At 62.2% G+C, this 12,307-nt stretch carries 17 protein-coding genes, 2 tRNA genes and 1 pseudogene; 6 read left to right on the forward strand and 14 right to left on the reverse strand.

Annotated elements, in window-relative coordinates:
* Window positions 1-19 precede the first annotated feature (19 nt).
* Window positions 20-478 carry a hypothetical protein gene (locus AC1DYJ_RS02345; RefSeq protein WP_477279627.1) on the reverse strand — a complete coding sequence of 153 codons (459 nt, stop codon included), beginning with the start codon at window positions 476-478 and terminating at the stop codon, window positions 20-22.
* A gap of 190 nt (window positions 479-668) precedes the next feature.
* Here AC1DYJ_RS02345 and AC1DYJ_RS02350 point away from each other — a divergent pair, with 190 nt between their 5' ends.
* Both AC1DYJ_RS02350 and AC1DYJ_RS02355 read left to right on the forward strand, forming a co-directional pair.
* On the forward strand, window positions 669-932 hold the full coding sequence (locus AC1DYJ_RS02350; RefSeq protein ID WP_477279629.1) for a DUF982 domain-containing protein: 264 nt from the start codon (window positions 669-671) through the stop codon (window positions 930-932).
* 64 nt (window positions 933-996) lie between these two features.
* Window positions 997-1,595 (forward strand): annotated as a pseudogene (locus AC1DYJ_RS02355) (SOS response-associated peptidase).
* 103 nt (window positions 1,596-1,698) lie between these two features.
* Here AC1DYJ_RS02355 and AC1DYJ_RS02360 read toward each other — a convergent pair.
* The 10 genes from AC1DYJ_RS02360 to AC1DYJ_RS02405 form a co-directional block, all read right to left on the reverse strand.
* Window positions 1,699-1,774, reverse strand: a tRNA-Phe gene (locus AC1DYJ_RS02360).
* A gap of 224 nt (window positions 1,775-1,998) precedes the next feature.
* Window positions 1,999-2,190, reverse strand: coding sequence for a DNA gyrase inhibitor YacG (gene yacG / locus AC1DYJ_RS02365; protein ID WP_477279631.1), 192 nt, complete (start codon window positions 2,188-2,190; stop codon window positions 1,999-2,001).
* Window positions 2,187-2,813 carry a Maf-like protein gene (locus AC1DYJ_RS02370; RefSeq protein WP_477279633.1) on the reverse strand — a complete coding sequence of 209 codons (627 nt, stop codon included), beginning with the start codon at window positions 2,811-2,813 and terminating at the stop codon, window positions 2,187-2,189. Before AC1DYJ_RS02370 ends, yacG begins: the two co-directional genes overlap by 4 nt.
* Window positions 2,814-2,834: 21 nt before the next feature.
* Window positions 2,835-3,053: a translation initiation factor IF-1 gene (gene infA, locus AC1DYJ_RS02375; RefSeq protein ID WP_006329283.1), complete on the reverse strand. Its 219-nt coding sequence runs from the start codon at window positions 3,051-3,053 to the stop codon at window positions 2,835-2,837.
* Between the two features lie 97 nt (window positions 3,054-3,150).
* Window positions 3,151-3,600 (reverse strand): arsenate-mycothiol transferase ArsC, encoded by a 450-nt coding sequence (locus tag AC1DYJ_RS02380; protein WP_477279636.1) that lies wholly within the window; start codon window positions 3,598-3,600, stop codon window positions 3,151-3,153.
* Between the two features lie 125 nt (window positions 3,601-3,725).
* Window positions 3,726-4,211 (reverse strand): UPF0262 family protein, encoded by a 486-nt coding sequence (locus AC1DYJ_RS02385; protein WP_477279638.1) that lies wholly within the window; start codon window positions 4,209-4,211, stop codon window positions 3,726-3,728.
* A 6-nt stretch (window positions 4,212-4,217) separates the two neighbouring features.
* Window positions 4,218-5,510, reverse strand: a complete 1,293-nt coding sequence (gene hisD, locus AC1DYJ_RS02390) for a histidinol dehydrogenase (RefSeq protein WP_477279640.1) — start codon at window positions 5,508-5,510, stop codon at window positions 4,218-4,220.
* 109 nt (window positions 5,511-5,619) lie between these two features.
* Window positions 5,620-6,054, reverse strand: a complete 435-nt coding sequence (locus tag AC1DYJ_RS02395; protein ID WP_477279642.1) for a DUF2948 family protein — start codon at window positions 6,052-6,054, stop codon at window positions 5,620-5,622.
* Window positions 6,055-6,221: 167 nt separating this feature from the next.
* Complete coding sequence (murA, locus tag AC1DYJ_RS02400) at window positions 6,222-7,514, reverse strand: UDP-N-acetylglucosamine 1-carboxyvinyltransferase (protein ID WP_477279644.1); 1,293 nt, start codon at window positions 7,512-7,514, stop codon at window positions 6,222-6,224.
* Window positions 7,515-7,655: 141 nt separating this feature from the next.
* Window positions 7,656-7,850 (reverse strand): hypothetical protein, encoded by a 195-nt coding sequence (locus tag AC1DYJ_RS02405; RefSeq protein ID WP_477279646.1) that lies wholly within the window; start codon window positions 7,848-7,850, stop codon window positions 7,656-7,658.
* A 153-nt stretch (window positions 7,851-8,003) separates the two neighbouring features.
* Between AC1DYJ_RS02405 and AC1DYJ_RS02410 the strand changes: the two genes are divergently transcribed.
* Together AC1DYJ_RS02410 and AC1DYJ_RS02415 are read left to right on the forward strand one after the other, a co-directional pair.
* Window positions 8,004-8,078 (forward strand) — tRNA-Thr (locus tag AC1DYJ_RS02410).
* A 151-nt stretch (window positions 8,079-8,229) separates the two neighbouring features.
* On the forward strand, window positions 8,230-8,523 hold the full coding sequence (locus AC1DYJ_RS02415) for a GYD domain-containing protein (protein ID WP_477279648.1): 294 nt from the start codon (window positions 8,230-8,232) through the stop codon (window positions 8,521-8,523).
* Between the two features lie 169 nt (window positions 8,524-8,692).
* Here the strand turns inward: AC1DYJ_RS02415 and AC1DYJ_RS02420 are convergent, their stop codons facing one another.
* Both AC1DYJ_RS02420 and AC1DYJ_RS02425 read right to left on the reverse strand, forming a co-directional pair.
* Window positions 8,693-9,250: an ester cyclase gene (locus tag AC1DYJ_RS02420; RefSeq protein ID WP_477279650.1), complete on the reverse strand. Its 558-nt coding sequence runs from the start codon at window positions 9,248-9,250 to the stop codon at window positions 8,693-8,695.
* A 31-nt stretch (window positions 9,251-9,281) separates the two neighbouring features.
* The gene (locus AC1DYJ_RS02425; protein ID WP_477279652.1) at window positions 9,282-9,908 is read right to left on the reverse strand and encodes an NADPH-dependent F420 reductase; all 627 of its coding nucleotides are present in this window, start codon (window positions 9,906-9,908) and stop codon (window positions 9,282-9,284) included.
* 132 nt (window positions 9,909-10,040) lie between these two features.
* Here AC1DYJ_RS02425 and AC1DYJ_RS02430 point away from each other — a divergent pair, with 132 nt between their 5' ends.
* Window positions 10,041-10,964, forward strand: a complete 924-nt coding sequence (locus AC1DYJ_RS02430; RefSeq protein ID WP_477279654.1) for a LysR family transcriptional regulator — start codon at window positions 10,041-10,043, stop codon at window positions 10,962-10,964.
* Here the strand turns inward: AC1DYJ_RS02430 and AC1DYJ_RS02435 are convergent.
* Window positions 10,900-11,457, reverse strand: coding sequence for a DUF6314 family protein (locus AC1DYJ_RS02435; RefSeq protein ID WP_477279656.1), 558 nt, complete (start codon window positions 11,455-11,457; stop codon window positions 10,900-10,902). The genes AC1DYJ_RS02430 and AC1DYJ_RS02435 overlap by 65 nt on opposite strands.
* Before the next feature lie 289 nt (window positions 11,458-11,746).
* On the opposite strand from AC1DYJ_RS02435, the gene AC1DYJ_RS02440 reads away from it, so the two are divergent.
* A complete protein-coding gene (locus AC1DYJ_RS02440; protein WP_477425922.1) occupies window positions 11,747-12,217 on the forward strand; it encodes a hypothetical protein in 471 nt (156 codons plus the stop codon).
* Window positions 12,218-12,307 lie beyond the last annotated feature (90 nt).

Genomic DNA, 12,307 nt, shown 5'->3' on the forward strand with positions numbered 1-12,307 from the left:
CACCCCTCAGTGCGCAGCCTTATGCGGCACGCACCGATTGCGCTGCCCGGGCCGGCGGCAATTCGAACACGGTAGCGCCGTTCTCCTGGCCGCGTTCGACATAGCCGATGACGCGGAACCATTTGGCGACGTCGGCCCGCTGCAGCCAGCTGCGCGAGTGGATGGGAAGGTTGCCGGCGAGCGCCTGGATATGGCGGATATGGCGCTGGCAGAAGCGGACCGTCGCGGCGCTGAAAAAACCCTCCTGCGCGGCAAACAGCGTGTCGGCGGCGTCGCTGTTCTCATGCCAGGCGATGATCGCCACCGTCTTGTCGCCCTCGACCAGCGCGTGAGCGCGGCCTTCCTTCAAATTCATCATCAGATTGTCGTAGGCGGCTTTGCTGTCCTTGCCGGCCGCCACATACTCGTCCGACATCCGCCTGGACAAATCCCGGAAAACACTTTCGAGATCGCCGATCGTAGCTGCGCGTGCTCTCATTTCTCCTCCTGCAGCCCCGACAGGCAGTTTGCCCTAGGAAGAGGGGATCACCAAGCAAATCAAATCCGCCATTTGGCCGATGCGCGCAAAGTGATTTCGGCAGTCGGGTTTTTTGTGTTGGCAAATCGCCTCTGTGGGAACCGAACTGGCTCTGCCGAATTGACTTGCGGTCGCGTTCGGGAGGGAAAGCATGCAAGATCAGCATTTCGATGAGCCGGTTCGCGTCGCGCTCGGCGGGTCCAAGAATACGATCTACAAGGTGGAGCGTGTTGCACAAGCCGCCGACATCCTTATGAACCGCTGGCCCGTGAAGACGGGCCGCTACCACGTTGCCGCCCGCAAAGCCTGCCTTGGCGCTCTCGAAGGTCTGAAAGAGGCGCACTATGCCCGCGCGGCCTTCGTCAATGCGGCGATCGAGGCCGATATCCTGGTTGAGCGCGACCGTCAGGGATGAGCGTCCACCACTTTTCATCGCCCCTTCGCTTGCCGTAGACTGGTGGCCCGGCCTGGAGCCTTTTATGTGCAACGACTATGAGCAGCATATTCTCTGGGCTGAATATTGCCGGATGCTGGAGTCGCTGGCGCTCGAGATCCCGACCCACCAGACCGAACTTGACCTGCCGCAGGCGGACGACATCCACGTCAACGATCCGGCCCCGATCATGCGCGCCGCCGGCGGCACCGGCGTTGTTGAACTCACTTCGATGACGTTCGGATTTCCACCGGCCGGACCAAAAGGCGGACCAGTGTTCAACTTCCGCTCCGAAGGCCGGCAATTCGCAAGCAGCAAACGCTGCCTCGTCCCGGCATCCGCCTTCTTCGAGTTTACAGGCACGAAGTATCCGAAGGCAAAGCATCGCTTCACGCTGAACGGCTCACCGTTCATGGCCATCGCAGGACTCTGCGGGAAGCCGTCGGCAACAAGCCGCCGACCTTCACCATGCTGACGACCGAGCCTGGACCCGATATCGCCCCCTATCATAATCGCCAGGTCGTGGTGCTTCAGCCTGAGAACTGGTCCGCATGGCTCAATCTGACGAAGCCGGAAGCCGAATTGTTGCAGCCGTTGCCCGCAGGCTCGCTGGGCGTGGAGACCGTGCGCGCCGAAAGTTCATAATTCGGGTGCGGAAGGGACATCGGCTCACTCGGCGGCCCGAGTTCAAGAAGCCGCGCGCAGTCGCCCCTACGAGGTCAGGTACTTGATTTCTTCAGGAAAGAGATGGTGCCCAGAGGCGGATTCGAACCACCGACACGCGGATTTTCAGTCCGCTGCTCTACCAACTGAGCTATCTGGGCCTCGCCGGCAAACGAAATATCGCGGACCGGATTTCAGGAAAGCGCCGTGGGCGCCCCTTGAAAGCGGGTGGGTTATAGCACGGGAATCCGGCCTGTCCAGCGCCTAAGCACCGATTTTCCGGGGCAATTGTCGCGGATACATGACGGGGTTCGATCGGCGTCGGCAAAGCAGCAATTGCGCAGGCCAGCCAAGTGGAATTGTCGCGGCCGGCGCCGCGCAAACCCTACTTCGGCTCGTCGCTCTCCTCCTCGTCATCCCTTGCGGTGATGACATAGGCGCCCTTCAGCCAGCGGTTGAGGTCGATGTCCTTGCAGCGCTTCGAGCAGAAGGGATAGGTGTCGCGCGCCGATGGCTTGCCGCATTCGGGGCAGGGGCGCTTCGGGCGCAGCGGCGTGACCTTGTCGTCCAGGCTCATGGCCGCGCGGTGTGCCAGTTGGTGTGGATCTTGAAGCCTTCGCCCGAAAGCAGCGCCACCGTCTCGTAGAGCGGCAGGCCGACGATGTTGGTGTAGGATCCGACCAGCTTGACGACGAAAGAACCGGCCAGGCCCTGCACGGCGTAGCCGCCGGCCTTGCCGCGCCATTCGCCCGACGCGACGTAGGCGTCGATCTCTTCGCGCGGCAGCCGCTTGAAGCGCACCCTGGATTCAACCAGCCTTTGGCGCAGTTTGCCGCCTGGCGTGATCAGGCAGATGCCGGAATAGACCCGGTGCGAACGGCCGGACAAGAGCCCAAGGCAATTGGCGGCGTCGTCCAGCGTCTCGGCCTTGGGCAGGATGCGGCGGCCGACGGCAACCACCGTATCGGCGGCCAGCACGAAGCCTGGCGCATAGTCTTCCTCGCTCTTCAGCGAGGCGAACGCTTTCTCGGCCTTTTCCTTCGACAGCCGCTTGGCCAGCGAGCGCGGATGTTCGGCGCGCAGCGGCGTCTCGTCGACATCGGCCGGCAAGATGCGATCGGGCTCGATGCCGGCCTGCTGCAGCAATTCGATCCGGCGCGGTGAACCCGAGGCAAGCACCAGCTTCTGCAAACTGCTCATCGCGGGCTTTCCGGCAGGCCGTTACTTGAAACGGTAGGTGATGCGGCCCTTGGTCAGGTCATAGGGCGTCATCTCGACCAGGACCTTGTCGCCGGTCAAAACGCGGATGCGGTTCTTGCGCATGCGGCCGGCCGTATGGGCGATGATCTCGTGTTCGTTTTCGAGCTTCACCCGGAACATCGCGTTCGGCAACAATTCCGTCACGATACCCGGAAACTCGAGGACTTCTTCCTTCGGCATTCGATACCTTTGCTTGGATTGCAGTTCCGGCGTCCTGGAGCGCCCAGGCCGGAATTTCGGCGGAACCTATATGATAATCGTGCGCTTGTGAACACGCTTAATCCGCCGCGTTTTTTGCCTCTGGAAGCAAAAAACGGCGGCTAATACGCGCTTTCAGCCGTTCGCGCACGTCGCGATAGCTGGCCATGATCTGCTCGCGCCTGCCGCCGGCATCGGTCGGGTCGGGCATCGGCCAGTATTCGACCTCGACGGCAAGCGAGCGGGTGAGTTCGAGCGCGGCATGGTGGGCTTCCGGCGCCAGCGTGACGATCAGGTCGAAATAGTCGTCCTCGAGATCGTCCATGTCGCGCGGCTGGCGCTCGCCCAGCGTCAGGCCTTCTTCGGCCAGAACCGCATCGACGAACGGGTCGCGCTCGCCCCTGTGCACGCCAGCCGAGGCGACGAAAGTGGCCGGCGGCAGCATGCGCCGCGCCAGCTGCTCGGCCATCGGCGAGCGCACGGCGTTCATGCCGCACAAAAACAGGATCGAATGCGGCGCCGAAGCCACTAGAGCATGATCCCGAAAAGTGGAAACCGGTTTTCTCGGACAAAACGGGAAGAGTTTTGTCCTGAGATCATGCTCCAACAAAGAGTCAGATCAGGATGGCGATTCAACGAAGCGTCATCCCGATCCTAACCCCGCCAGTGCAGCACGCAGACCAGCGTGAACAGCCGTCGCGCCGTGTCGAAGTCGATGTCGATCTTGCCGGCCAGCCGGTCCATCAGCGTCTGCGAGCCTTCATTGTGCAGGCCGCGCCGGCCCATATCGATCGCCTCGATATGGCTCGGCGTCGAGGATCGGATGGCGTCGTAGTAGCTTTCGCAAATCAGGTAGTAGTCCTTGACGATGCGCCGCAGAGGCGTCAGCGAAAGGATGTGGGTGACGACGGCAGCACCATCCTCTCGCGCGACCGCGAACACCAGCCGGGATTCGGCCAGCGACAGCTTCAGCCGGTAGGGCCCAGTGCCATCGTCATTGATCGGCCGAAAACTGTTTTCCTCGATCAGGTCGAAGATCGCCACCGCGCGTTCATGTTCGACGTCCGGCGTCGAACGGCCGATCGATTCGTCGAGTTCGACGTCGATCAGTCTTGCGCGGGTTGGATCGCCGTCCGCCATCGCCGCCTACATGTTCAGCCGGATGGCGACGGAGCGACCATGCGCGTCGAGCCCTTCCGCCTTGGCCAGCGCGATCGCCGCAGGCGCCAGTGCCCTGAGCTGCTCCGGCCCGAGCTTCAGGATCGAGGTGCGCTTGACGAAATCGAGCACCGACAGGCCCGACGAGAAGCGCGCCGAGCGCGCCGTCGGCAGCACGTGGTTGGAGCCGCCGACATAGTCGCCGATGACTTCGGGCGTATGGCGTCCCAGAAATACCGCGCCTGCATTGCGCATGCGGGCCAGGAAACCCTCGGCGTCGTCGATTGCCAACTCGACATGCTCGGCGGCGATGCGGTCGACCAGCGGCAGCGAGGCGTCGATTGTGTCCACAAGGATCACTGCACCGAAATCGCGCCAGCTGGCGGCCGCCGTTTCAGCACGCGGCAAGCTCTGCAGCTGCCGCTCGACCGCCTGTTCGACTGCTTTGCCGAAGGCAGGGTCGTCGGTGATCAGGATCGATTGCGCCGACACGTCATGCTCGGCCTGGGCCAAAAGGTCGGCGGCGATCCAGTCGGGATCGTTGCTGCCGTCGGCCACCACCAGCACTTCCGACGGGCCGGCGATCATGTCGATGCCGACCGTGCCGAACACTTGCCGCTTGGCGGCGGCGACATAGGCATTGCCGGGGCCGACGATCTTGGCGACCGGCTTTATCGTTTCGGTGCCATGGGCAAGCGCTGCGATAGCCTGCGCGCCGCCGACGCGGTAAATCTCTGAAACGCCTGCCATATCGGCCGCCACCAACACCAGCGGGTTGATGATGCCGCCGGGCGCCGGCACGACGATGACGATGCGCTCGACGCCCGCCACCTTGGCCGGCACCGCGTTCATCAGCACCGAGCTCGGATAGCTCGCCGTGCCGCCGGGCACATAGAGCCCGACCGCCTCGATCGCCGTCCACCGCGACCCCAATTCGACGCCGGCGGCATCGGTATAGCGATCGTCCCTGGGCATTTGTCGTTCGTGATGAGACCGGATGCGGTCACGGGCAAACTTCAGCGCCTCGACCGTCTGCGGATCGGCTTGCTTGTAGGCCTGAGCAATATCGTCCCTGGAGACGGCGATGCCGACCTGGCTCAAATCGGCCTTGTCGAACTTCAACGTATAGTCGACCAGCGCCGCGTCGCCTTCGGAACGCACCCTGGCGATAATGGCGCGTACGGCGGTGTCGACGTCCTCCGAGACTTCCCGCTTGGTGGTCAGGAAGGCGGCGAAACGCTGCTCGAAACCGGCATCGGACTGGCGGAGCGTGATGGCCATCGGCTGCGTCTAGATCACGATGAGATTTGGTTGAAATCTCACCATGATCTAACCCTTTGTTGGAGCATGATCTTTTCCAAAAACCGGTATCCACTTTTTGGGATCATGCTTAGCCCCTGTGCACCGGACGCGAGGTGGCTTCCCAGGCGCCGCCTATATCGGCCAGCCGCGCCTCGATGCACTCGACGTCGAGCATGATCGTGCCGCCGCCGGAGAAGACCAGCTCGACGATACCGGCCGGCTTGCTGATCTCGACAAAGCTGATTGCCAAGAGCGACAGCACCTCGGCCGGCCTGTTGCGGGCGATGCCGTTGGTCTTGGCGCCGAGCACGCGGTCGAAATGCAGCACCGCCTGGCGCCGTTCATTGTGCTGGTTGAACAGGCCGGATTTCGCCTCCCAGACGAAGCGGTTCATGGTCAGCACGAAACGCTTGGCCGAAGGCAAATATTCGAGGTCCGAGACCTTCATCACGGCGTCCTGGACATGGGCCGAGACAATGCTCAGATCCTGATCGTCGAGCGCAATGAGTTTGAGGGCTGCCATGCCGAATGCACACCTGAAAGTTGGTTTCAGCCCTCTGTTAGGCGGTCTTTCCGGTCCGTGCAACCGCGACACAAACTCGACCCGAGGCTAGCGCCTCGGGTTTGGTGTGTCGGCTGGGAATGAAGACAGCACCAGACTCCTGTTTGTCTGGAGCAACTGCCGTGCGCTTAAGCCGAAATCCGCTCGATCACGGCGCCGCAGTTGGACAGCTTTTCTTCCAGCCGCTCAAAACCGCGGTCGAGGTGGTAGACGCGGTTGACCGTGGTCTCGCCTTCGGCCGCGAGGCCGGCGATGACCAGCGACACCGAGGCGCGCAGGTCGGTCGCCATGACAGGCGCGCCCTTCAGCTTGGCGACGCCATCGACGATCGCCGTCTGGCCGGACAGCGTGATGTGGGCGCCGAGACGGGCCAGTTCCTGCACGTGCATGAAGCGGTTTTCAAAAATGGTCTCGGTGATGCGCGACTTGCCCTTGGCCATGGTCATCAGCCCCATGAACTGTGCCTGCAGGTCGGTCGGGAAGGCCGGGAAGGGCGCCGTCGTCACGTCGACCGGCGCAATGCCGGCGCCGTTGCGGCGCACGCGAATGCCGGAATTGGTCGGGGTGATCTCGGCGCCGGTCTGGGCAATGATGTCGAGCGCGGTCTGCAACAGCTCGGGGCGGGCGCCTTCCAGCACCACGTCGCCGCCGGTCATGGCGACAGCCATGGCATAGGTGCCGGTCTCGATGCGGTCGGGGATGACGCGCACGCGCGCGCCCGACAGCGATTCGACGCCATCAATGGTGATCGTCGGCGTGCCGGCGCCGGAGATCTTGGCGCCCATGGCGTTGAGGCATTCGGCGAGGTTGACGATTTCGGGCTCGCAGGCGGCGTTCTCCAGCACCGTCTCGCCCTTGGCCAGCGACGCCGCCATCATCAGGACATGGGTGGCGCCGACCGAGACTTTCGGGAAGATATAGCGGTTGCCGACAAGGCGGCCATTCCTGGTCTTGGCCAGCACATAGCCGGTGTCGACATCGATGTCGGCGCCCAGCGCCTGCAGGCCTTCGAGGAACAGATCGACCGGCCGCGTGCCGATGGCGCAACCGCCGGGCAGCGACACTTTGGCCTCGCCCATGCGGGCCAGCAGCGGGCCGATCACCCAGAACGACGCCCGCATCTTCGACACCAGCTCGTAAGGGGCGGTGGTGTCGACAATGTTGCGGGCCGAGAAATTGATGGTGCGCGAATAGCCCTCATTCTGCTTTTCGCGGCGGCCGTTGACCGAATAGTCGACGCCGTGATTGCCGAGAATGCGGATCAACTGCTCGACATCGGCCAGATGCGGCACGTTTTCCAGCGTCAGCGTGTCGTCGGTGAGCAGCGACGCGATCATCAGCGGCAGGGCGGCGTTTTTCGCGCCCGAAATCGGAATGCTTCCGGCGAGCTTGTTGCCGCCGACAATTCTGATGCGATCCATGAGAGAATGTCCCCTCGGCCCGAAAGGCCGGTTTTCGTCCGTTTGTGTATCGGCCCGTCTAGACCATTGGCCGGCTTGGTTCAAGAAATAGGATTTCCTGCCCCTTTGGCCAAGGTGGAGGGCCAGTGTGGCTGCTTTCGGTCAGTCCTTGTGCATTTTTTCAGCAGCCGCTAGGCCTTCCGGCCGCTGGTCGGCATCACCGGTGCGCCGCGACCGTGCCTGCGTCTTGCGCTTCATGAGATTGGCGCGCAACTGCTCGGCCAGCCGGTCCTTGCGGTCGGTTCCGCCCTTTTTTGCCGGATCGGCCTTTTTCGGTGGAATTGTCTTGTCGTTCATCGTTCCGTCCCACCCGAGACTGGCAGGGTCTGCCGTTCCAAGGGGATAGCTAGCATTGTGGCGCCGTCCTGTCAGCGAAACTTGTCCGGCAAAAGCCTTTCACAGATGCCTTGCGCTTGCCGGTTCGATATGGCAGAAGCCCCGCCATCAGCGGCTGCGGTAGCTCAGTGGTAGAGCACTCCCTTGGTAAGGGAGAGGTCGAGAGTTCAATCCTCTCTCGCAGCACCAGCCCATCCCCTTGAAGTCATTGAAGCCCTTGATTTGCAAGGCATCGCCTTCCTTGCCCAAGTGGTTCGCGCACCCAACTCATGCTATCGTAGTTCCGGGAGACGGCGGACGCGCCGTGAGTGCCCGCCCGCTCTCACCATGGGAGGAACAAATGGCTTATTACGTATTGCTGTCAAATTTCACAGATCAAGGTATCAAGGGCATAAAGGATACTCAGAAACGTGCTGAGGCCTTCAAGGCGATGGCCAGCAAGAGCGGCATCAAGGTTCACACCCTGTTGTGGACGCTTGGTCAACATGATGTTGTGGCGATTGCCGAAGCCGACGACGACATTGCGGCGACCGCACTAGCCTTATCGATTGCATCGCTAGGCAACATCAGAACTCAGACATTGAGAGCGTTCGACGCGGCGGATATGGCCAAGATAATGGCAAAGATGGCCTGACCGCCGCCGTGCTGCCTTGCGCAGACGGCCGCTGAGCCGAACTGCGGCAGGCCTGTCTGTCTTCCATCAAGCGAAACCCCGGCAGAGCCGGGGTTTCTTGAGGGACGTTCAACTCGACGCATGGGGCCATACACTTCCGGCCGGATCTACGAGGTCATGACCTCGTGATCTACTTCCCAAGGCCGAGCTGCTTCATCAGGTCCTGGTTGTCCCAGAACAGCCATTCGTGATCCATGGTGCCGTCCTTCCAGTGGCCGATCGTCACCATGCCCAGCGCATAGCGTGTGCCGGTCGGCTGAATGGCGCCGCCGTCGGGCGTCGGCATCGCCTTGGTGAAGGTGCCCGTCATCACGCCTTGCGCGCTGGTCCAGGTTCCCGAACCGAAGCGGATCGGATGCTCGTGGATTGCGGTATCGGGCGCCCACACGAACAGGGTCTTGAGGTCGGCTATGTGCTTGTCGATGCCTTTGGTTTCATGGCCGTCGGGCCATGTCACCACGATGTCCTTGGAATGGCTTTCGCCCAGACGATCCCATTTCTGGTTCGAGAACACATCGAAATCGAGCGTATCGAAAATCTTGAGCTTGCTCTCGACCTCGGGCGCCTGCACTTCCGGTGCAGGAGCCGGCGTGGCCGGATTTTCCCAAAGTGTATCTGCGAATGCGCCGGTGGCGAGAAGGCCGGTCACGGCAAGAGCGAGAGCGGATTTGACGATGAAGTTGTTCATGGTGATTCTCCCTGTTGGTTCGCGGTGAGGGTCAGGCGGCGGCGACGAAGGCCGGCGAAATCCCCGTGCCGAGACCGGCGCCGTAGGCCAGATAGATGTTGAGGCCAGCCAGCGGCTCGAGATAACGGGCGTTTTTCAAAGGACCGGCATCGACCACCGAGAAGCCCATGGATTCCGCGAGCTTGGTGACGGTGGTCTTGGCATCCGCGTCGTCCGAGGCCAGGAAAACGCTGGCCTTGCCGCCGTTGGGAAGAGCCGCTCCGGCATCGAGCAACTGCGCGAAGATCGTGTTGAAACCTTTCACTAGCCGCACGCCGGGCATCGCCGCGGCGATTTCCTCGGCGCTCGACGTCGAATGGCCGATGGTCAGGCCCATATAGTCCGCTGTCAGCGGGTTGGTGATGTCGACGACGATCTTGCCGTCGAGCTTGCTGACGCCCTTGAGGGCGGCAATGGCGTCGCCGGCCCCGGTGGCAAGGATGATCACCTCGGCGTCGCCGAGTTTGGCTGGGTCGACCACAGCCGCGTCATACGTCTTGGCAAGGGTCTCGGCCGAAGCCGCATTGCGGCTGGAAACAGTGACGGAATGGCCCGCTTTGGCAAGTTGCTTGACGAAGGACGAGCCCATATTGCCCGATCCGATAACCGCGACTTTCATGATGAGGTCTCTCAATCCTGGAGTTGAACCGGCGCCACCAATGGCGCCTGGGTGATGTGGTATTCAACTTGATGATCGAGATAAATGGCGGTAAATTAAGTAGATCGTTACGAAAAGTGGAACAATGGCGCGATGGATCTGATCCGGGCGATGCAGGTCTACGTGGCTGTGGTGGAGGCACGCAGCCTCGTCGCCGCCGCCGCCAAGCTGGACACCTCGAACGCCGCCGTCTCCCGCCATGTCGCCGCCCTGGAAGACCATCTCGGCACGAGGCTGCTGAACCGCACGACACGCCGCCTGTCGATGACCGATGCCGGCCAGGAGTTTTTTAGCCGGGCGCAGCAAATCCTGAGCGATGTAGCCGAGGCCGAGGCGATCGCCGGCGAAAGCGCGACGTCACCCTCTGGCCTGCTGCGCATCAGCGCGCCGCTGTCCTTCGGCATCAGCACGCTTTCGAAATGGCTGCCGGGCTTCATCGTCCGCCATCCGGACCTGCGTCTCGACGTCGACCTGACCGACCGGATGGTCGATCTCGCCACCGAGGGCGTCGACGTCGCTCTGCGCATCGCGCTGCAGCCTGCGACGACCAACGTCATCTCCAGGCGACTCGCCCCCATTGCCATGGTGATCTGCGCTTCCCCGGACTATCTGAAGCGTTACGGCTGCCCGACCGTCCCTGCCGATCTCATCCACCACCAAACGCTCAGCTACTCCTATCTGTCGACGGGGGAGAGCTGGAGCCTGGTCGACCGCCAGGGCCAGGCGACATCGGTGCGCGTCAGCCCGATCGTTCGCGCCAACAATGGCGATGTCCTGCGCGAACTCGCCGTCCAGGGCCTCGCCATCGTGCTCGGCCCCGAATTCATCGTCGAGGACGACATTGCCGCCGGCCGGCTGGTGCCGATCCTGGACGGCTGGAGCACCGCCAGCTTCACTCTCTACGCCATCTATCTCAGCCGGAAATTCCTGCCGGCGAAAGTCCGGGTCTTCATCAATTACCTGGAAGAGGTTTCACGCGCCCAACACCCCCGGCATCAAGGCGACAAAACCGGCTGAGGCTCGCGTAATTCTTGCGCGGACCCTTGACCCGCCAGGCCTCGGCCCATTCGTCGCGGCTGCGAAACCAGAAGCGCCCGGCATAGACATCGGCGCCGCAAAGATGCTGGACGATCTGTGTTGCCTTCGGCTCGAGCTCGATGAAGTCGCTGCCGTCGGCACGAAGAATCGCGATCGAATGCTCGCGCAACTCGAGCCGGTATGTTCTGCTCGCCGGCATGGCGTGAGCGCCGGTTTGCATGATGCCGCGCTCGGTGAAGGTATCACCGGTCACGACGGCATTGCCGGTGAAACTGTATGTCGCACCGGCAACGAAATCGACCATCGTGCGGCGGACGGTCCAGTCGCCGGCAAGGCTGTCGGCGATGCTCTGCCACCGCCCGGCTGCACCTTCGGTCAAATAGATGCGATCCACATTACACCCGCAACAATACAGCGCTTCGCTTCGTGTCATGCATAACACTAAGGCCCCGACAACGTCGGGCAAAGCCATTCGACCGTGACGCCTGTCAGGGTCATGAAACGGGCGGTTGGCTTGGTTTCATAACGGCCGTTTGACAACAGGCTCCAGCCCGCGCGGCCGAAAAGTTCCTGGTTTGAAGTGAACAAACTCACAGTCCGAAAGCAACATTTCTGTGTAGCAATCATGATCGGCAACACATCATTGCCGAAGCGCTCGAATTTATTGATGTCTTGCGCAACGATCTTAACAGGGCAGGGAGGGTGGAATGGCCAATAATTGGGAGTTGAGAATTACGCGCACCGGTGAGCAGACCAGAGGCGTGAAGCGCAGAACAGTCGGCAAATACGAAGTCTTTCACGACGGCGTCAGAGTCGCCGGTCTCTCCGGCGTGACTGCCGAGACGAAGGGACCGGGCGACAACAAGACTGCCGGCAACAATCGTTGTGTCGAGGCCGGCACCTACAATCTGTTCACGCAAGCCGGCGCCAAATATGTGACGATCGGCTATACCTCGAACGTCAATCCGGCTGCGCTGAAGCGTCCCGGCCTGCTGCTGCTGCCGACCGGCAAGCGGGTCGGGATCCTGATGCATCCGGGCCGCGGCTTCCTGTCTTCGATCGGCTGCATCAACCCGGCGACGAAGCTTGCAACCGCCACCGACGACATCAATTTTGTCGACAGCCGCCAGCGCGTCATTGCCATCAYCGACGACATGAAGGCGTTTCTTGGCGCCTCCTTCCCGGGCAGCAACGGCGTCAAGATCCCGAACGCGACGATCGTGATCAAGTAGGACACCGCGCCGGCGAGGCTCGCCGGCGGAGGTGTGATCATGTCCGACCTCAGGCATTTCCGACCTCTGGCGCGTCGCGCCGGAGGCCAT

Source organism: Mesorhizobium sp. P2_B11, from assembly GCF_056404855.1.

Bases quoted from the DNA above. Each gene is read 5' to 3' on its own strand.
- AC1DYJ_RS02345 (WP_477279627.1), bottom strand. From the start codon at position 478: ATGAGAGCACGCGCAGCTACGATCGGCGATCTCGAAAGTGTTTTCCGG.
- AC1DYJ_RS02350 (WP_477279629.1), top strand. From the start codon at position 669: ATGCAAGATCAGCATTTCGATGAGCCGGTTCGCGTCGCGCTCGGCGGG.
- yacG (WP_477279631.1), bottom strand. From the start codon at position 2,190: ATGAGCCTGGACGACAAGGTCACGCCGCTGCGCCCGAAGCGCCCCTGC.
- AC1DYJ_RS02370 (WP_477279633.1), bottom strand. From the start codon at position 2,813: ATGAGCAGTTTGCAGAAGCTGGTGCTTGCCTCGGGTTCACCGCGCCGG.
- infA (WP_006329283.1), bottom strand. From the start codon at position 3,053: ATGCCGAAGGAAGAAGTCCTCGAGTTTCCGGGTATCGTGACGGAATTG.
- AC1DYJ_RS02385 (WP_477279638.1), bottom strand. From the start codon at position 4,211: ATGGCGGACGGCGATCCAACCCGCGCAAGACTGATCGACGTCGAACTC.
- hisD (WP_477279640.1), bottom strand. From the start codon at position 5,510: ATGGCCATCACGCTCCGCCAGTCCGATGCCGGTTTCGAGCAGCGTTTC.
- AC1DYJ_RS02395 (WP_477279642.1), bottom strand. From the start codon at position 6,054: ATGGCAGCCCTCAAACTCATTGCGCTCGACGATCAGGATCTGAGCATT.
- murA (WP_477279644.1), bottom strand. From the start codon at position 7,514: ATGGATCGCATCAGAATTGTCGGCGGCAACAAGCTCGCCGGAAGCATT.
- AC1DYJ_RS02405 (WP_477279646.1), bottom strand. From the start codon at position 7,850: ATGAACGACAAGACAATTCCACCGAAAAAGGCCGATCCGGCAAAAAAG.
- AC1DYJ_RS02415 (WP_477279648.1), top strand. From the start codon at position 8,230: ATGGCTTATTACGTATTGCTGTCAAATTTCACAGATCAAGGTATCAAG.
- AC1DYJ_RS02420 (WP_477279650.1), bottom strand. From the start codon at position 9,250: ATGAACAACTTCATCGTCAAATCCGCTCTCGCTCTTGCCGTGACCGGC.
- AC1DYJ_RS02425 (WP_477279652.1), bottom strand. From the start codon at position 9,908: ATGAAAGTCGCGGTTATCGGATCGGGCAATATGGGCTCGTCCTTCGTC.
- AC1DYJ_RS02430 (WP_477279654.1), top strand. From the start codon at position 10,041: ATGGATCTGATCCGGGCGATGCAGGTCTACGTGGCTGTGGTGGAGGCA.
- AC1DYJ_RS02435 (WP_477279656.1), bottom strand. From the start codon at position 11,457: ATGGCTTTGCCCGACGTTGTCGGGGCCTTAGTGTTATGCATGACACGA.